Genomic DNA, 18378 nt, shown 5'->3' with positions numbered 1-18378 from the left:
GTTTCGTGCGTCCCGCACAGGTAACGTCGTCCCGTCAGGTGTGGGGGGCGGGAGGGGAAGAGGAACGACATGTCCAGATTGCCTCAGTGGGTCGGTGGCCTCGGCGCCGGTCTGACGCGGCTCGCGCAGCGGCTGGAGGAACAGCGCCGCCGGGCGGAAGCCGCGGCGGCGACCGAGGACGCGGAGGCGCTGCGGCGTGACGGGGGTGCGCGGCCCCCGGACGGGACGGGCGCCGCCGGGACGCCGGGCGCCGCCGAGGTGCCGGGTGCCCTGGGTACGGCGGGTGAGGAGACCGCCGGGGAGCGGGAGCCGACCGCGTCCGCCGGGGAGCGGGAGCCCGCCGGGGCGGGGAGCGCGGAGCCGCGGCCCGCGGAGCCGGTGGCGGCGTCCGGGGGCGCCCCGGTGGTGTCGGTGCCCGCGCCGCCTCTGTACGCGCCGGATGTCGCCGCGCGGCCCGATCCGGCGTCCGCGGTGCCGTGGGGGGTGCGGGTCGCGGCCGAGGCGGGGTGGCGGCTGCTGGTGCTGGCCGGGACGCTCTGGGTGCTGGCGCAGGTCATCACCACCATCGAGCTGGTGGTGCTGGCGTTCGTCGCGGCGCTGCTGATCACCGCGCTGCTGCAGCCGACGGTGGCCTGGCTGCGGCGCCGGGGGCTGCCGCGCGGTTTCGCCACCGCGCTGACCTTCATCGGCGGGTTCGTCGTCATGGGGCTGGTCGGCTGGTTCGTCGTCTGGCAGGTGCAGGCGAACATCGACTCGGTCTCCGACCGGATCCAGGAGGGCATCACCGAGCTGAAGGGGTGGCTGCTCAAGAGTCCGTTCCATGTGACCGAGGGTCAGATCAACAACATCGCGAAGAACCTCCAGGACGCGGTCGGCGCCAACACCGAGGCGATCACCTCCGCCGGTCTGGAGGGCGTCACCGTGGTGATCGAGGTGCTCACTGGCATCCTGCTCGCGATGTTCACCACGCTCTTCCTGCTCTACGACGGCCGCCGGATCTGGGAGTGGGTGCTGAAGCTCGTCCCGTTCGCCGCCCGGGAGGGGGTGGCGGGCGCCGGTCCGCGGGCCTGGCGGACGTTGACCGCGTACGTCCGCGGCACGGTGCTGGTGGCGCTGATCGATGCGATCTTCATCGGTATCGGGCTCTATTTCCTCAACGTGCCGCTGGCGGTGCCGCTCGCCGTCTTCATCTTCCTGTTCGCCTTCATCCCGCTGATCGGCGCGGTCGTCTCGGGTGCGCTGGCGTGTGTCGTCGCGCTCGTCACGCAGGGCATGTTCACCGCGCTGATGGTGCTCGCGGTGGTGCTGGCGGTGCAGCAGATCGAGGGGCACATCCTCCAGCCGTTCATCCTGGGCCGCGCGGTCCGCGTCCATCCGCTCGCGGTCATCCTGTCGGTGGCGGCGGGCGGTCTGATCGCCGGAATCGGCGGTGCGGTCGTCGCCGTCCCGCTGGTCGCGGTGACCAACACCGTCGTCGGCTATCTCCGTTCGTACTCCCTGGAACAGGCGGTACGGATGGCGCCGCAACCGCGCGGGGCCACCGCGCTCGGGGTGGCGCCGACGCCGGTGCGGCCACGGGATTGACGGTTGCGCCCCCGAGGGAGGTGCCCAAGCCCCGCGGACCGGGTGGTCCGCGGGGCTTCTTCGTCGCGGGTGGGCCGGGGCCGGATCGGCTGGTCCGCTCCGGTGGTGCGGGCCCGGGGCCGTGGGCCGGGCCGCGGCTCGGGACCGGTCAGGAAGCGGGCGGCGGTTCCGTACCGCCCGGCGGTGCCTGGTCTCCGGCGAGGAGCGGGAAGAGTCGGGTGACCGCGGCCACCGCCACGGCATCCGGCGGGCGCGCCGCGGGGTCCTCCCGGTCGCGGTAGCCGGCGAGCAGGCGGCGGACGGTCGCGGCGAGTTCGGCCGTCTCGGAGGGGGTGAGGTGGAGGACGGTGCTGAAGGACTCGTCCTGGCGCCACTCCGGCGGAGCCTGGTCGCGGTGGGTCAGCCAGTGCCGGTAGCTCTCGTCCTCCAGTCCGCGGGTGAGGGCGGTGAACTCCTCCGGCTCGCGGGCGTCGGTGTCGTGGGGGGAGTCCCACCGCAGCCGCCATGGCCGGGCCCGGCCTCCCGGGTGGGGCGCTTCCTCGATGAGGCCGTACCGGGCGAGCTGGCGCAGGTGGAAGGAGCACAGGCCGGAGCTGTGCCCGAGGCGTGCGGCGGCCTCGGTGGAGGTGAGGGTGCCGGTTTCGGCGAGCAGATCGAGCAGGGCCACCCGCACGGGGTGGTCGGGCAGCAGGCGGCGGGCCCGTTCCCGCAGGGCCGCTGCGGCTTCGGTTCCGGGGTTTTCCTCACTCATTTTGCAAAGTCTGCTACTTTGCAAAGCTCGTGGCAAGCCCACCGGGCCGGTGGCCCGGGGCGAGGTGCGCAGAGCTGTACGGAGAAGGGGTTGATGGCTGATGGCCACGGAGATCGGCGAGGCGGGGCGGGACCGCCGGGTGCGGGTGCAGGGCGAGCCTGTCGAGTCCTGGCCGCGGGTCACGGAGGAGGTGGAGCGCGGTGCGGTGCGCCGGATCACCGTGGTCGGGGAGGAGATCCTGGGCCGCCGGTGCCGGGAGGTGACCGAGTTCGGCACGGCCGGGCTGGCGAGGCTGATCGACGACATGTTCGCCACCAACCACGCGGCGGCGGGGGCGGGACTCGCCGCCAACCAGGTGGACGTGGACCTGCGGGTGTTCGTGTGGGACATCACGGACGACTGGGGCGTGCGCCATGTCGGCCACATCGTCAACCCGGTTCTCGGTGACGTGCCGGCCGAGGACCGCCGGCTGGTGGAGGAGCCCGAAGGGTGCCTGTCCGTCCCCGGCCCCTACCGCGTGGTGCCCCGCCTGGACCGTGCGGTCGTCCGGGGCCGCGACAAGGACGGCAACCCTCTCGTCATCGAAGGGAGGGGGTACTTCGCCCGGTGCCTGCAGCACGAGACCGACCACCTGCACGGGCGGCTGTACCTGGACCGGCTCGTACGGAAGGAACGGAAAGCCGCTCTCCGGGAGATGCGGGGCGCGGCGGACGAGGTCTTCGCCCGGAGAGCCGCGGCGGCGCGGCGGCTCGGGAAGTGACCGCGGACCCGGTGGCCGCCGCCGGCTCAGGACCGGGCGGTGGGACGGCCGGGTGTGTACGGGAAAAGCCCCGCGGACCGAGCGGTCCACGGGGCTTTTCCCATGCGCGGGGGCGGAATCACTCCGCGAGGGCGGCCTCGGCGTCGAGGGTGGCGCCGACGGCCTGGAGGACGGCGGCGATCTTGACGGCCTCCTGGATCGTCTCGCGGTCCACACCGGCCTTACGGAGCACCTGCTCGTGCGAGTCGAGGCACATACCGCAGCCGTTGATGGCGGAGACGGCCAGCGACCACAGCTCGAAGTCGACCTTGTCCACGCCCGGGTTGCCGATGACGTTCATCCGCAGACCGGCGCGCATCGTGCCGTACTCCGGGTCCGACAGCAGGTGCCGGGTCCGGTAGAACACGTTGTTCATCGCCATGATGGCGGCGGCGGACTTGGCGGCCTGGTACGCCTCGGGGGAGAGGTTGGCCTTGGCCTCCGGCTCCAGCTCGCGGAGCACCTTCGGCGAGCGCGAGGCGATCGCGCAGGCCAGGACGGTGCCCCACAGCTGCTGCTGCGGGAGGTCGCTGTTGCCGATGACCGAGCCGAGGTTCAGCTTCAGGTCCTTGGCGAAGTCCGGAACTGCGGACTTCAGTTCATCGAGAGCCATGAGGGATCAGCTCACTCGCCCGAGAGGAGCGCGACCGGGTCGAGGGTCTCGTCGCCCTTGGACCAGTTGCAGGGGCACAGCTCGTCCGTCTGGAGAGCGTCGAGGACCCGCAGGACCTCCTTGGGGTTACGGCCCACGGAACCGGCGGTCACCATCGTGAACTGGATCTCGTTGTTCTGGTCGACGATGAAGACGGCGCGCTGCGCGAAGCCGTCCTCGCCCTCGATGCCCAGGGCGCGCATCAGCTCGTGCTTGGAGTCGGCGAGCATCGGGAAGGGCAGGTCGGTCAGGTCCGGGTGGTCCTTGCGCCAGGCGTGGTGCACGAACTCGGAGTCGCCGGAGAAGCCGATGATCTGGGCGTCACGGTCGGCGAACTCGTCGTTCAGCTTGCCGAAGGCGGCGATCTCGGTGGGGCACACGAAGGTGAAGTCCTTCGGCCACGCGAAGACGATCTTCCACTTGCCTTCGTAGGTCTTGTGGTTGATCTGCTCGAACTCCTTGCCGGACTCGAGCGAAACGCAAGCGGTCAGGTCGAACTCGGGGAACTTGTCACCGACAGTGAGCACGCGCTCTCCTTGCAACACCGGAATTCCCTGTTCGGGGCATTCCTTGGGGGTTGGACGGATAGCACAGTGCCATACGGAGCATTGATCAGGGAAATAGCCGGAGTTGTTGATGTTGATTGGGTGGGGTTATCAGTGCTGTTCGGGGGGTGTGGGGAGTTCCGGTGAGCGGTGTGGTGGCGCCGGAAATCGGTTCACGGGGGTGACGGGAGCGCCGGGGGAGCGGCCGGAACCCGCGGGCCCGGCCGTGCGGGCGACCGCTCCGTAAACTGGAACACATCGATCGGAGGTGGTTATCAGTGGCGTCGCCGGTGAGTGGCGGACGGGCGCGGCAGCCGAGCCTGGCGCAGCTGCGGGCCTTCGTGGCGGTCGCCGAGCATCTGCACTTCCGGGAGGCGGCGGCCGAGATCGGGATGAGCCAGCCCGCGCTGTCCGGGGCGGTCTCCGCGCTGGAGGAGGCGCTCGGGGTGCAGCTGCTGGAGCGCACCACGCGCAAGGTGCTGCTCTCCACCGCCGGGGAGCGCGTCGCGGCGCGGGCGCGGGCGGTACTGGCCGCCGTCGGGGATCTGCTGGAGGAGGCGGAGGCGGCCCGCGCGCCGTTCACCGGGGCGCTGCGGCTCGGCGTGATCCCCACCGTCGCGCCGTATCTGCTGCCGACGGTCCTGCGGCTGGTCCACGACACCTATCCCGCCCTCGACCTCCAGGTCCACGAGGAGCAGACCGCCTCGCTGCTCGACGGGCTCGGGCACGGGCGGCTCGACCTGCTGCTGCTCGCAGTGCCGCTCGGCGTCCCGCAGGTCACCGAACTCCCGCTGTTCGACGAGGACTTCGTGCTGGTCGCGCCGAAGGAGCACTGGCTGGGCGGGCGCGGTGACATCCCCCGCGAGGCGCTCAAGGAGCTGGATCTGCTGCTGCTCGACGAGGGGCACTGCCTGCGCGATCAGGCCCTCGACATCTGCCGGGAGGCCGGGCGCGAGGAGGGGGCGCCGGTCACGACCAGCGCGGCGGGCCTGTCCACGCTGGTGCAGCTGGTGGCCGGCGGGCTCGGGGTGACGCTGCTGCCGCGCACCGCGCTGCGGGTGGAGACCGCCCGTAACGACGAGTTGACCACCGGGTACTTCGCCGATCCGGCGCCCGCCCGGCGGATCGCGCTGGCGATGCGCAGCGGCGCGGCGCGCCAGCGCGAGTTCGAGGAGTTCGCGGCGGCGCTGCGGGTGGCGCTGCGGGGGCTGCCGGTACGGATGGTGGAACCGGCGGGCGGGGCGAGCGCGCGGTAGGGCCGCCGGAGCGGGGCGAGGCGGCCCGGTGCCGGGGCGCTGCGTCCGTCCGCCTCGGGTGGTCCGGTGCCGAGCACTGCTTCCGTCGCCTCGGGTGGTCCGGTGCCGACCACTGCTTCCGTCGCCTCGGGTGCGGTCCGGTGAGCGCGTGGTCGGCGCCTCCTGTCCGGTCCGGTGCCGGAGCGTCTGGTTTCGCCGCCGTCCGTCGGGGCCGGTCACCCGGTCCGGGCCGTCGCCGGGCCCCGTCCCGTACCGCCCGGCCGTACGACGTCCGGCGCGGCTTGCGCCCGCCGGGCCCGCCTCACTCCGTCCGCAGCTCCTCCGGGCGCATCATCCGCCACAGGGGCGGCAGGCTCAGGGCCGTCACGAAGAGGATCACGCCCCCGCCGATACCCGTCATACCGGCCACCACCGGCCAGTCCACCTGGACCGGGATGCCGAGCATCCCCAGCAGCAGGGAGCCGAGGAGCAGGCCGCAGCTGACCGCGAGGGCCAGTCCGAGCAGGACCGGGATGGCGGTCTGCCACAGGACCGACCAGCCCAGGGCGGAGCGGCGGGTGCCGAAGGCGTGCAGTGAGGAGAGGATCCGGCGGCGTTCGTGGAGCTGCTCCACCGTCGAGATGATCAGGCCCGCGCCGATCAGCAGCAGGGTGACGGAGGCGGCGGCGAACAGGCCGTCGCGGGCGCCGGAGTAGGCCCGGTCGTGCGGATTGTCCACGGCGGAACTCTCGTACACCGCCGGGGTGACCCGGGCCAGGGCGGTGCGGATCCGTTCGACGGCGTCCGGGACGGCGCGGTCGTAGCCGATGCGCAGCGCCATGTCGCCCAGGCCCAGACGGTGGATGTCGACGGTGGAGGGGGTGGCGAGGACGGCGTAGTGGTGCGCGTCGGGGCCCCGGCCCGGGTTCAGGAGCCGGGCCGTCCGCGCGTCGGCGGGCACCTTCCACGGGCGTGGGTCGGCGTGGTCCTCCGGGGAGAACGCCGGGTTGAGGTCGAGCGTGGCGCCGGGCCGGACCGTCTGCGTCCCCCGGCCCGGAATGACGAAGACGTCGCCGTCGCGGCAGGAGCCCAGTGCGGCCACCCGGCGCAGTTCGGCGCAGCTGCCGACGGCGAGGTCGGTGTAGCGGTCGGAGCCGGGCACCGTGCCGAGGGTGGCCTCGATGACGCCGCGGGCGTCGGTCACGCCACGGGTGGCGCGCGCCGCGGCGAGTGTCCGTTCCGTCTGCGGCCAGCTGTCGGCCTGGGTGGTGTAGCCGAGGCGGGGCAGGGCGGCGGAGCGGGCGTACACCGCGGCGAAGCCGCTCTGCATACCGGTGAAGAGCATGTGGACGGCGAGCGCCCCGGCCACCGCGACGGTGATGCCGCTGACCGCGCGGGTCGCCGCGCCGCTGGACAGCTGGAGCCGCCGGACGGCCAGCTGCCACGGCACCGGGCCGCCGCGCAGCCGGCCCACCACCCTCTCGACCAGCCACGGCAGCAGCGCGGTGACGCCGAGCAGCAGCAGTACCGAGCCGCCGGCCAGCTGCGCGGTGTTGGCGACGGTGTCGTTCCAGACCTCCCGGCGGACCATCGGGATCAGCAGCGCCGCGCCCAGCGCCGGCAGCAGCAGCCGCCACCACAGCCGGCGGTGCGGCGCGGCCCGCCGGCGCACCACGCCGAGCGGATCGACCGTCACCCCGCGCTGCGCGAACAGCGTCACCAGGACGGAGACGGCCGGAACGAGGACGCCGATCAGTACGGCGGGCAGCGGTCCGGGCCGGACGTCGGCGGGGAAGACGTTGATGTCCCACAGGGTGATCGCCCCGGCGGTCTGCCGGGCGGCGAGGAACAGCGCGGTGCCGCCGGCCAGCCCCAGTGCCGCGCCGAACAGCGCCTCCCCGGCGGCGATCCGGCGGGTGGTGGCGATGTCCGAGCCGAGCAGCCGCAGCGCCGCCAGCCGCCGCCCGCGCTGTTCGTTGCCGAACCGGGCGGACGTCCCGATGAAGACCGTCACCGGCGTCAGCAGCGCCACACACGTCATGATCACCAGCAGGGTGGCCTGCGGGGTGAGCGGCCGCGGGGTCCAGCTCTTGCCGAAGTGGTCGATGCGGTACCCGGTGGGCGGCCGCAGCGCCGTGCTGCCCGCGACGTAGGTCAGCTCCGCCGGGCCCCGGAGCCCGCTGTCGCCGATGACACCGGTGATCTTGTACGGCAGCCGCTGCCGCAGCAGGGCGCTGTCCGGCTCGCCCAGCAGCTCCTTGAGCTGTGGGGAGACCACCATCTCGCCCGGTCCGGGCAGGCGGTCCAGACCGGGCGGGACCGGCGGGTGCGCGCCGTCGGGGCGGACGAGGCGGCCGCGGATCGGCTGCCCGTGGAAGACGGTGTCGGCGCTCGCGTAGCGCACGGTGGTGTCGGAGCGCGGCGGTTCGTGCAGCTGACCGAGGTTCTCGCGGGCCTTCTCGCGGCCGTGCCAGGCGTTCATCAGCGTCGGTACGGACGCGCCGACCAGCAGGACGGCGACGCCGAGGGCCACCCCGACCGCCGTCAGTGCGGTGCGGGTCCAGCCCTCACGGCCGCCGCCCGCGGCGAACCGCACGCCCATGGCCAGATCCCGGCACCAGCCGCGGACGGGGGCGGGCGGCCGCGGAGCCGTACCGCGCGCCCGACCCGGAGTGCTCACCGCAAGCCTGCCAGCAGGTCCTTCACCTTGCCGTCGCGGACGGTGATCTCGCGGTCGGAGTAGGCGGCGACCCGGGTCTCGTGGGTGACGAGGACGACCGCCGCCTGTGTCTCGCGGGCGGCGTCGGTCAGCAGCGTCATCACGCGTTCGCCGTTGAGGGAGTCCAGCGCGCCGGTGGGTTCGTCGGCGAAGACGACGCGGGGGCGGGTGGCGAGGGCGCGGGCGACGGCGACGCGCTGGCCCTGGCCGCCGGAGACCTCACCGGGCCGCTGCTTGCCCACGTCCTCGACCTCCAGCCGCTCCAGCCACTCCCGCGCCTGCCGTTCGGCCTCCTTGCGGCGGGCGCCGCCCAGCCGGAGCGGCAGGGCGACGTTCTCCAGGCAGGTCAGTTCCGGGACGAGCTGGCCGAACTGGAAGACGAAGCCGAAGTCGGTGCGGCGCAGGGCGCTGCGTTCGGCGTCGTTCATCGCGGTCAGTTCGCGGTCGCCGTAGTGGACGGTCCCGGTGTCCGGCCGGACGATGCCCGCCAGGCAGTGCAGCAGCGTCGACTTGCCGGAGCCGGACGGGCCGAGGACGGCGACGACCTCCCCGGCGTGGACGGAGAACTCCGCACCGTCCAGCGCGGGCGTGGCGCCGTAGGACTTGCGCAGGTCGCGGGCGACGAGCAGGGAACCCTCGGGCGTCATTCGTGCACCGTCTGGGCCAGCCGGTCGAGGCGGGCGGCGGTCAGCTCCAGCCAGCGCAGATCGGCCTCCAGGTGGAAGAGGGCGTGATCGCAGATGAGCTGGTCGGCGAGGTCGCCCTGACGCTTGCGTTCGGTCAGGGTGCGCATCAGCCGCAGATGTTCGGCGCGCTGGGTGTCGAGCAGTTCGGCGGCGTCGCGTCCGGTCATCAGCGCGAGCACGACCTTGGTGTACAGCGTGGACTGGAGGTACGGCTCCGGCTTCTCCGGACGGCTCAGCCACTGCCCGACGTCGGTGACCCCGGCGTCGGTGATGGCGTACCGCTTGCGCTCGGGGCCCGCACCCGCCTCGACGCCGTCGACCTCGACCAGACCGTTCTTCAGCAGCCGGGACATGGTCGAGTAGACCTGCCCGTAGTGCAGCGGACGGTCGTGCCCGAAGTGCTCGTCGAAGGCGCGCTTGAGGTCGTAGCCATGGCGGGGACCGGACTCCAGAAGGCCCAGCAGCGTATGACCGATTGACATGGCGACCACCTTACGTCGTGGGTGTATCCCGGGTGTATACGCTCCATGTATACGTACCCGCCACGGGTGCCGGAACGCCCCGCGGAAGCCGGCGTCCCGGCCCCGCGGGGCGTGCCGGCTCACTCCGTCCGCAGGCCGTCCGGGCGCATCAGCCGCCACAGTGACGGCAGGCTGAGCAGCGTCACCAGCGCCACCAGCAGGCCCCCGGCGAGCGGCAGCGGCCAGACGTCCGACCAGTCGAACGTGGCCTTGCCCGCCGTCCGCAGCAGGGCGGAGCCGAGCCCGAGCCCGGCGGCCAGCGCGAGGACCAGCCCGAGGACGACGGGGATGGCGGTCTGCCACAGCACCGACCGGGCGAGCGTGGCGCGGCGGGTGCCGAACGCCACCAGGACCGACAGCAGCCGCCGCCGCTCGCGCAACTGCTCCACGGTGGTCACCAGCAGTCCGGCGCCGACCAGCGCCATCGTCGCGGTCGCGCCGAGCAGCAGTCCGGTGTGCACGCTGGCGTACTGCGGGTCGCGCTCGGTGTCGTGCACCGCCGAGACGGCCACCTCCGGGCCGAGCGCGGCGGCGGTGTTGCGGACGCGCTCCTCGGCGTCCGGCACCCCGGGATCGGTCCGGATCAGCACTCGGGCGTAGGCGTCCGGGAGCCCGGTGGTGCCGAGGGCGCCGGGGGTGGCGAGGACACCGAGCGTGCTCATGCCCGTCGGGTCCTTGCGGGCGGCGACCTCGCGGGTCCGCTCCGGGACGGTCCACAGGCGGGGCGCGCCGACCGGCTTGCCGGTGTCCTCGTCGGCGTTGAGCAGGACCCGGGCGCCGGGGCGGGCGACGGTGCGGACGGCCTCGGCGTCGGAGGCCAGGCCGCCGCGGACGGCGAGGAAGACGTCACCGTCACGGCAGGGACCGGTCCGCGCCACCTCGGCCAGCGACGCGCAGTCGCCGACGATCAGCGACGCGTCGGGCGCGAAGTCCTCGCCCTCGCGCGGCGGGCCCGGCCGGGTCACCTGTGCCTGGATCAGTCCGCGGGCGCTGCGGACGCCCTCCGTCCCGGCCAGCCGCGCGATGTCGCGGCGCAGGTCGGCGGCGGGCGCCTCCGGCAGCGCCACGGACAGCCGGGCGCGGCTCGGGTCCTGTCCGGTGCGCGAGACGAAGTCGCTCTCCAACGCGGTGACCAGCATCTGGAGGGCCAGCGCCCCGGCCACCGCGACACAGATGCCGCTGACCGCGCGGGCCGCCGCGCCGCCGCTCAACTGGAGCCTGCGGACGGCCAGTTGCCAGGAGACGGGCCCGCCGCCGAGCCGGCCGACGACCGCCTCGATCACCCACGGCAGCAGCGCGACGACGCCGCACAGCGTCAGCGCCGCACCCGCCGCGGCCGGATAGATGTCGCCGCCGCTGCGCCGCGGGTCGAGCCGCCCGCCGAGCAGCAGCACCACCGGGCCGCCGACCAGCAGCGGCAGCCGCCACCACAGCCGGCGGCGCCGGACCGTACGGCCGCGGACCACGCCGAGCGGTTCGACGGCGACGCCGCGCAGCGTCAGCAGGGCGACGGCGACGGCGGCCACCGGGACGGCCACCGCGATCAGCGCGGTCAGCGCCGGCAGCGGGGTCAGGTCCGCGGGGAAGGCGTTGATGTCCCAGACGGTGACCGACCCGGCGAACGTACGGCAGACGAGGAAGAGCACACCGCCCAGCGCCAGTCCGCACAGCGCGCCGAAGAGCGCCTCGCCCGCGGCGATCCGCCGGACGGTGGGCAGGTCGGCGCCGACCAGCCGGAGCGCGGCCAGCCGCCGGTCGCGGCGGTCACCGCCGAAGCGGACCGCGGTGGCGATGAAGACGGCCACCGGCATCAGCAGCACCACACACGCGATGAGGATCAGCATCAGCAGCATCGGGCTCATCGGCGGCCCGGGATCGTCGGCGCCGAAGCGGTCCAGCCGGAAGGCGCCGCCGTCCGTGGTGAGAGCGTCGCTGGTCAGGTAGTACGCCAGCTCCTTCGGCCCGACGAGTCCCGGATCGGCGACGGTGCCGGTGATCTCGTACGGCAGCCGCTGCCGCAGCAGGGCGCCGTCGGGGGAGGCGAGCAGGGAGCGCAGGGCGGGGGAGACCACCATCGCGCCGGGGCGCGGGTACGCGGAGACACCCGGCGGGAGCGGGGCGTGCGGTCCCTCGGGGCGCACCTGCATCCCGAAGACCCGCTCCCCGCGGAAGGAGGTGTCGTTCTGGTACGCGAGGACGGTGTGGTCGGAGGCGGGGGGCGGGCCGTCGCCGTTGAGGAGCTGGCGGGCCATGCCCCGCTCGTGGCGGCCGCCCATCAGCTCCGGGACCGACGCGGCGCCGAGCAGCAGCAGGACACCGAGCCCGACGCCGACCGCGGTCAGCGCCGTACGGATCCAGCTCTCGCGGCCGCCGCCCGCGGCGAAGCGCAGGCCCATGGCGAGGTCGCGGAGTGCCCCGGCCACCGCGGTCCGCCGGTGCGGAGGGCGTGTCATACGGCGGTCACCGCTTCCTTCACCTTGCCGTCGCGGACGAGGACCTCGCGGTCGGAGTAGGCGGCGACGCGGGTTTCGTGGGTGACGAGGACGACGGCGGCGCCGGTCTCGCGGGCGGCGTCGGTGAGCAGGCCCATGACGCGTTCGCCGTTGAGGGAGTCCAGCGCGCCGGTGGGTTCGTCGGCGAAGACGACGCGGGGGCGGGTGGCGAGGGCGCGGGCGACGGCGACGCGCTGGCCCTGGCCGCCGGAGACCTCACCGGGCCGCTGCTTGCCCACGTCCTCGACCTCCAGCCGCTCCAGCCACTCCCGCGAGCGCGCCTCGGCCGCCTTGCGTGCCGTCCCGGCCAGCCGGAGCGGCAGGGCGACGTTCTCCAGGCAGGTCAGTTCCGGGACGAGCTGGCCGAACTGGAAGACGAAGCCGAAGTCGGTGCGGCGCAGGGCGCTGCGCTCGGCGTCGTTCATCGCGGTCAGCTCGCGGTCGCCGTAGTGGACGGTCCCGGCGTCGGGCCGGACGATCCCGGCCAGGCAGTGCAACAGGGTGGACTTGCCGGAGCCGGAGGAGCCGAGGACGGCGACGACCTCCCCGGCGTGGACGGAGAACTCCGCACCGTCCAGCGCGGGCGTGGCGCCGTACGTCTTGCGCAGGCCACCGGCGTGGAGCAGGGAGCCGGACGGGGTCATGGGCGGGCCTCCGGGGGTGCGGGCAGGGGGCGACCTTCGAGCATACGGAGCACTCTACATGAGGTGTATACATTGCGTGTATAGCCAGGGATGCCGGACGCTCCTGGGAGTGGTTCGGGGGGTGTGGGGCGGGTGCGGCCCCGGGGCGGCCCGCGCCCGGCCTGCCCGCGGTCAGCCCGGTCCGGCGGCCTGCCCGCGGCCCGTCCGGTCCGGCGGTCCGTCCGGTCCGGCGGTCCGTCCGGCCCGGAGCGCGCCGCGGGGCGGCGGGCCGCTCAGCCCGCCGCCCCGCCGCCCTTGTTCCCGGCCCCGTCTCCGGCCCCGCCCTCGTCCCGCGCCTTCGGCGGTCGCCCCCGGCGGGGCGGGCCGCCGGCCCCGCGCGGCAGCCGGCCCGTGTCCGCCAGCGCCTTCCGCAACAGGAACTCGACCTGCGCGTTGGTGCTGCGCAGTTCGTCCCCGGCCCAGCGGGCCAGCGCGTCGTGGATCAGCGGGTCGAGCCGCAGCAGCACCTGCTTGCGCTGCCGCGGCCGCCGCGCGGGCCCCTGGCCCTCGGGGCTGTCGTCACTCACTGGTAGAGCGAGCCCGTGTTCAGCACCGGCTGCGCGGCGCGGTCACCGCACAGCACCACCATCAGATTGCCGACCATCGACGCCTTGCGCTCCTCGTCCAGCTCGACGATGCCCTGTTCGCTGATGCGCACCAGCGCCTGCTCGACCATGCCGACCGCGCCCTCCACGATCTGCTGCCGCGCCGCGACGACCGCGCCCGCCTGCTGCCGCTGGAGCATCGCCGAGGCGATCTCGGGCGCGTAGGCGAGGTGGCTGAAGCGGGATTCGATGATCCGTACGCCGGCCGCCTGGACGCGGGCGGTCAGTTCGGCGGCGAGCTTCTCGGTGATCTCCTCGGCGTTGCCGCGCAGCGACAGCGCGTCCTCGTCGTGCGCGTCGTAGGGGTACTCGATCGCGATGTGCCGGACCGCCGCCTCGGTCTGCGTCGAGACGAACTCCAGGAAGTCGTCCACCTCGAAGAGCGCCTGCGCGGTGTCCTCGACCTGCCAGACGACGATCGACGCCAGCTCGATCGGGTTGCCGTACGCGTCGTTGACCTTCAGTACCGCGGTCTCGTGGTTGCGGACCCGGGTGGAGATCTTCCGGGCGCTGGTCAGCGGGTTGACCCAGCGCAGTCCGTCGGTGCGGATGGTGCCGACGTACCGGCCGAAGAGCTGGATCACCCGCGCCTCGCCCGGCGCCACCATCTTCACGCCCGTCATGCAGAAGAACGAGGTGAGCAGCGTCAGGATGCCGACGATGATCAGCGGTGCGGCGACGCCGGGGCTGCCGCCGGAGCCGGCGATCCCGCCGCCGATGATCATCGCGATGCCGAGGAAGACGCCGAGCGTGGTCAGCAGCAGCGCCAGACCGCCCGGAATGCTGTGCGCGGCCTTCTCGCGGACCTGCGGAGCGGGCATCTCGGGCCCGTCGGCGAGCGGCGCGCCGCCCCCGGACGCCGGTGCGGATGTGGTCTCGGACATGGCAGCCCCCGTTTCTCGTGGCGCGCCCGGACATGTCGGACGCGGGGCCGGCGGCACGCCCCGGGCGGCTCCCGGAGCGATGTCACCGACTCATCAAAGTGATATCACTTTTACCGGCGGGGTGCGGTGATGCGCAACCCCGGGCCCGCGGTTCCCGCTGGGTCAGGTGCTGTTTGTCACGTACGAAAACCCCGTGATCGATGAGCATTTGGGGGCAGATGCGGTGTTAGCTTCAACAGCTGACCCAGTGGGGGGCGGTACGAGCGAAAGTGACAGGAGCCATGGGCCGAGCGGACGCGACAGGAACGCGGCAGGGGAGCCGCGGGGCCGGGCCCCGACGCCCGAAGGGCCGGATACGCCGCCTCTTCACCTGGAAGAAGATGCTCGGCACCTTCTTCGGGATATGCCTCCTCGGCATAGCCGGCGCCTTCGGCCTGTACTTCTACGTCGACGTCCCCGCGGGCGGCACCGAACTCGCCACCGCGCAGAGCAACATCTACAAGTACGCCGACGGCAAGGTCCTCGCCCGCACCGGCAAGCTCAACCGCGAGAGCGTCCCGCTCAGCCGCGTCCCCCTCAAAGTGCAGCACGCCTTCGTCGCCGCCGAGAACAAGACCTTCTACGACGACTCCGGCGTCGACCTCAAGGGCACCCTCCGCGGCATCTACAAGACCCTCCGCGGCGAGGGCAAACAGGGTGGCTCCACGATCACCCAGCAGTACGTCAAGAACTACTACCTCTCCCAGGAGCAGACGGTCTCCCGCAAGCTCCAGGAGATCGTGATCTCCCTCAAGGTCGACAACGAGAAGAGCAAGTCGGAGATCCTCGACGGGTACCTGAACACCAGCTACTACGGCCGCGGCGCCTACGGCATCCAGGCCGCCGCCCAGGCGTACTACCGCACGGACGCCGACAAGCTCACCGTCTCCCAGGGCGCCTACCTCGCCTCGCTGCTCCAGGCCCCCAACCAGTACGACTGGGCGCTCGCCACCCCCGACGGCAAGAAGCGCGCCCAGGCCCGCTGGGCGTACACCCTCGACAACATGGTCGAGATGAAGTGGCTCTCCCGGAGCGAGCGCGACCAGCAGAAGTTCGACGTACCGAAGGCCCCCAAGCCCCAGGAAGGGCTGACCGGCGCCGCCGGCTACCTCGTCCAGGCGGCCAAGGACGAACTCTTCGCCCACGGCGTCGACGAGAAGAAGTTCGCGCTGGGCGGCTGGACCATCACCCTCGGCATCGAGAAGGACAAGCAGCTCGCCCTGGAGAAGGCCGTCAAGCGCAAGCTCACCGACACCCTCGACCCCAAGCTGCGCAAGGCCGACCGCGACGCCCAGCTCGGCGCCGCCTCCGTCGACCCCAGGACCGGCCACATCGTCGCGATGTACGGCGGCGCCGGGTACACCCAGCACTACATCAACAACGCGACGCGCCAGGACTACCAGCCGGCCTCGACCTTCAAGCCGCTGATCCTCGCCACCGCCCTGGAGAACCACGCCACCACCCAGGACGGCCGCCCGATCACCCCGGACACGATCTACGACGGCACCAACCGGCGCCCCGTCGTCGGCGGCACCGCCCCGTTCGCCCCGCCCAACGAGGACCAGCACAGCTACGGCAACATCCCCGTCCAGCAGGCGATGAACAACTCCGTCAACTCGGTGTTCGCGCAGATGGGCGCCGATGTCGGCCTCGACAGCCTGAAGAAGACCGCGACCTCGCTGGGCATGAACGGCGCCCGGATGGACGTCCAGCCGGCCATGACCCTCGGCTCCATGGGCGCCAGCCCCGTCCAGATGGCCGGTGTCTACGCGACCTTCGACAACCACGGCCGCAAGGTCACCCCGACCCTGGTCACCAAGGCCGAACACGCCACCGACCCGGAGCCGGACCTGCCCGACCCGATCGGCGACCAGGTCCTCAGCCGCAAGACCGCCGACACCGTCACCTCCGTCCTGCGCGGAGTGGTCGACGACGGTACGGCCACGGCGGTGCAGGACACCTCGTACCAGGCGGCGGGCAAGACCGGTACCTCCGACGACAACAAGTCGGCGTGGTTCGTCGGCTACACGCCCAAGCTGGTCACCGCCGTCGGCATGTTCGGCGAGGCCGAGGGCGGTAAGCAGGTCACCCTCCGCGGCGCCGGCGGCGGCGGCCGCGTCAACGGCGGTGGCTACCCGGCGCAGGTGTGGGCCGCCTACAACGCCGCGGCGCTCGGCTCCGACGCCGGTGCCACCTTCGACCTGGAGGCCGACTCCGGTATGGGCGTGGCCCCGCCGCCCCCGACGAACACCACCACGCCCCCGTCGGGGACGCCCTCGGGCACCCCGACCACCGGAAGTCCCTCGGGTACCCCGACCACCGGAAGCCCCTCGGGCACCCCGACCACCGGCAACCCGACGCCCACCGACACCGCCTCCACCCCGACCGACCCCGGCACCGGCGACCCCAACGGCGGAACCACCGGCGGCCCCGGCGGCAACGGCGGCCAGAGCAACGGTGGCACCGGGAACGGCGGCGGCAACGGCCACAGCAACGGCGGTACGGGCGACCTGACCGGGCTGAACTGACGCCCCCGCCGCCACACACCCGCGGCCCCCGCCTCGTCCGTACGAGGCGGGGGCCGCGGGTGTGTGAACAGCGGCAGGTTCAGCCGCCGTTGACCTTCTTGGCGATCCGGTCGCCGAGATCCTTGTCGACATTGCGCCAGTACTGGAACGCGCGCTCCTGCACCGCCGCGCTCACCCCGTCGCTCAGATGCCCGGCGATGTTGCCCACCAGCCGCTCGCGCGCCGCGTCGTCCAGCACCTTGCGGACCATCGTCCCCGGCTGCCCGAAGTCGTCGTCCTCCCGGCGCTTGGTGTACGCCTCCCGGACCAGCTCACCGGCGGACTCCCAGCCCACCGGGTCCACCCCCTCCTGCCGCGCCGCCGCCGGCCCCCCGTAGGAGTTCGGCGCGTACGGCCGGGCCGTACGCGCGGGATCGAACCGCATCGGCCCGTCCTTCGCGTACGAGTGGACCGGGACGTGGGCCCGGTTCGGCGGCAGCTGCGCGTAGTTCGGGCCGATCCGGTACCGGTGCGTGTCCGGGTACGAGAACAGCCGGCCCAGCAGCATCTTGTCCGGCGACGGGCCGATGCCCGGCACCAGGTTCGACGGTTCGAACGCCGCCTGCTCGATGTGGATGAAGAAGTCCTCCGGGTTCCGGTTGAGCGTCATCCGCCCGACCTCGATCAGCGGGTAGTCGCCGTGCGGCCACACCTTCGTCAGATCGAACGGGTTGAACCGGTAGTCCGGCGCGTCGTCGAACGGCATGACCTGCACATACAGCGTCCACGACGGGGCGTCGCCGCGCTCGATCGCGTCGTGCAGATCCCGGCGGTGGAAGTCCCCGTCCTCTCCGGCGATCCGGTCGGCGTCCGCCTGTGTGAGGAAGTCGATCCCCTGGTCGGTCTTGAAGTGGTATTTGATCCAGAACTTCTCGCCCCCGGCGTTGACCCACATGTACGTGTGCGACCCGTAGCCGTTCATGTGCCGGTACGACTTGGGGATGCCGCGGTCACCCATCAGCCAGGTGACCTGGTGCGCGGACTCCGGCGACAGCGTCCAGAAGTCCCACATCATGTCGTTGTCGCGCATCCCGTTGTCCGGACGGCGCTTCTGGGAGCGGATGAAGTCCTGGAACTTGATCGTGTCCCGCACGAAGAAGACCGGCGTGTTGTTGCCGACCAGGTCGTAGTTGCCCTGCTCGGTGTAGAACTTCAGCGCGAAACCGCGCGGGTCGCGCCAGGTGTCGGGCGAGCCCTGCTCACCGGCGACGGTCGAGAAGCGGGCCAGCATCTCGGTCGTCTTGCCCGGCTGGAAGAGATCCGCCTTGGTGAACTGGCTGACGTCGTTGGTGACCCGGAAGGTGCCGTACGCACCGCTGCCCTTGGCGTGCACCACCCGCTCGGGGACCCGTTCCCGGTTGAACAGGGCCATCTTCTCGATCAGGTAGTGATCGTGCAGCGCGATCGGGCCGTCCGGGCCGATGGTCAGCGAGTTCTCGTCGCTCCCGACGGGGATGCCGACGTTGTTCGTCGTGTGCGGGACGTTCTGCGCGGGGCTGGACATGGAGGAGCGCCTCCGTTCCGGGAAGGAAGTCGGGGAGTGGGGGGTGGGGGCCGGTCAGTCCCTTTTGTCCACCCAAGCAGTCAACGCCGCCGACGGCATGTCGGCAACCGTG

Annotated in this window: 15 protein-coding genes; 4 read left to right on the top strand and 11 right to left on the bottom strand. The window is 72.7% G+C overall.

Annotated features, from left to right (window positions below; genetic code table 11):
• Nucleotides 1-69: 69 nt before the first annotated feature.
• On the top strand, nucleotides 70-1584 hold the full coding sequence (locus ACZ4M8_RS08155) for an AI-2E family transporter (RefSeq protein ID WP_467604405.1): 1515 nt from the start codon (nucleotides 70-72) through the stop codon (nucleotides 1582-1584).
• A gap of 148 nt (nucleotides 1585-1732) precedes the next feature.
• Here the strand turns inward: ACZ4M8_RS08155 and ACZ4M8_RS08150 are convergent, their stop codons facing one another.
• Nucleotides 1733-2335 (bottom strand): helix-turn-helix domain-containing protein, encoded by a 603-nt coding sequence (locus ACZ4M8_RS08150; protein WP_467604403.1) that lies wholly within the window; start codon nucleotides 2333-2335, stop codon nucleotides 1733-1735.
• 100 nt (nucleotides 2336-2435) lie between these two features.
• Between ACZ4M8_RS08150 and def the strand changes: the two genes are divergently transcribed.
• Nucleotides 2436-3095 (top strand): peptide deformylase, encoded by a 660-nt coding sequence (gene def, locus ACZ4M8_RS08145; protein WP_467604400.1) that lies wholly within the window; start codon nucleotides 2436-2438, stop codon nucleotides 3093-3095.
• A 118-nt stretch (nucleotides 3096-3213) separates the two neighbouring features.
• Here the strand turns inward: def and ACZ4M8_RS08140 are convergent, their stop codons facing one another.
• Entirely contained in the window at nucleotides 3214-3747 is a 534-nt protein-coding gene (locus ACZ4M8_RS08140) for an alkyl hydroperoxide reductase (protein WP_030287967.1), read from the bottom strand.
• 11 nt (nucleotides 3748-3758) lie between these two features.
• Nucleotides 3759-4313 (bottom strand): peroxiredoxin, encoded by a 555-nt coding sequence (locus tag ACZ4M8_RS08135; RefSeq protein ID WP_467604399.1) that lies wholly within the window; start codon nucleotides 4311-4313, stop codon nucleotides 3759-3761.
• A gap of 296 nt (nucleotides 4314-4609) precedes the next feature.
• On the opposite strand from ACZ4M8_RS08135, the gene ACZ4M8_RS08130 reads away from it, so the two are divergent.
• The gene (locus tag ACZ4M8_RS08130; RefSeq protein ID WP_467604397.1) at nucleotides 4610-5587 is read left to right on the top strand and encodes a hydrogen peroxide-inducible genes activator; all 978 of its coding nucleotides are present in this window, start codon (nucleotides 4610-4612) and stop codon (nucleotides 5585-5587) included.
• Nucleotides 5588-5888: 301 nt separating this feature from the next.
• On the opposite strand, the gene ACZ4M8_RS08125 is transcribed toward ACZ4M8_RS08130, so the two are convergent.
• From ACZ4M8_RS08125 to ACZ4M8_RS08095, 7 genes are all read right to left on the bottom strand, one after another.
• On the bottom strand, nucleotides 5889-8168 hold the full coding sequence (locus ACZ4M8_RS08125) for an FtsX-like permease family protein (RefSeq protein WP_467604394.1): 2280 nt from the start codon (nucleotides 8166-8168) through the stop codon (nucleotides 5889-5891).
• A gap of 74 nt (nucleotides 8169-8242) precedes the next feature.
• A complete protein-coding gene (locus tag ACZ4M8_RS08120; protein ID WP_467604391.1) occupies nucleotides 8243-8932 on the bottom strand; it encodes an ABC transporter ATP-binding protein in 690 nt (229 codons plus the stop codon).
• Nucleotides 8929-9453 (bottom strand): PadR family transcriptional regulator, encoded by a 525-nt coding sequence (locus tag ACZ4M8_RS08115; RefSeq protein WP_399086492.1) that lies wholly within the window; start codon nucleotides 9451-9453, stop codon nucleotides 8929-8931. The genes ACZ4M8_RS08120 and ACZ4M8_RS08115 overlap by 4 nt, the downstream gene beginning before the upstream one ends.
• Before the next feature lie 119 nt (nucleotides 9454-9572).
• A complete protein-coding gene (locus ACZ4M8_RS08110) occupies nucleotides 9573-11945 on the bottom strand; it encodes an FtsX-like permease family protein (protein ID WP_467604389.1) in 2373 nt (790 codons plus the stop codon).
• Nucleotides 11942-12628 (bottom strand): ABC transporter ATP-binding protein, encoded by a 687-nt coding sequence (locus tag ACZ4M8_RS08105; RefSeq protein ID WP_467604387.1) that lies wholly within the window; start codon nucleotides 12626-12628, stop codon nucleotides 11942-11944. The genes ACZ4M8_RS08110 and ACZ4M8_RS08105 overlap by 4 nt, the downstream gene beginning before the upstream one ends.
• Before the next feature lie 272 nt (nucleotides 12629-12900).
• The gene (locus tag ACZ4M8_RS08100) at nucleotides 12901-13194 is read right to left on the bottom strand and encodes a type II toxin-antitoxin system antitoxin (RefSeq protein WP_467604384.1); all 294 of its coding nucleotides are present in this window, start codon (nucleotides 13192-13194) and stop codon (nucleotides 12901-12903) included.
• A complete protein-coding gene (locus ACZ4M8_RS08095) occupies nucleotides 13191-14156 on the bottom strand; it encodes an SPFH domain-containing protein (RefSeq protein ID WP_467604381.1) in 966 nt (321 codons plus the stop codon). The genes ACZ4M8_RS08100 and ACZ4M8_RS08095 overlap by 4 nt, the downstream gene beginning before the upstream one ends.
• 281 nt (nucleotides 14157-14437) lie before the next feature.
• On the opposite strand from ACZ4M8_RS08095, the gene ACZ4M8_RS08090 reads away from it, so the two are divergent.
• The gene (locus ACZ4M8_RS08090; RefSeq protein ID WP_467604378.1) at nucleotides 14438-16723 is read left to right on the top strand and encodes a transglycosylase domain-containing protein; all 2286 of its coding nucleotides are present in this window, start codon (nucleotides 14438-14440) and stop codon (nucleotides 16721-16723) included.
• 79 nt (nucleotides 16724-16802) lie between these two features.
• Here ACZ4M8_RS08090 and ACZ4M8_RS08085 read toward each other — a convergent pair whose 3' ends face one another.
• A complete protein-coding gene (locus ACZ4M8_RS08085; protein WP_467604376.1) occupies nucleotides 16803-18266 on the bottom strand; it encodes a catalase in 1464 nt (487 codons plus the stop codon).
• Nucleotides 18267-18378: the final 112 nt, after the last annotated feature.

This window comes from Streptomyces sp. NPDC027185, assembly GCF_055567035.1.
The sequence above is the reverse complement of the archived record's forward strand: the minus strand, read 5'-3'. Positions and strand labels throughout refer to the sequence as shown.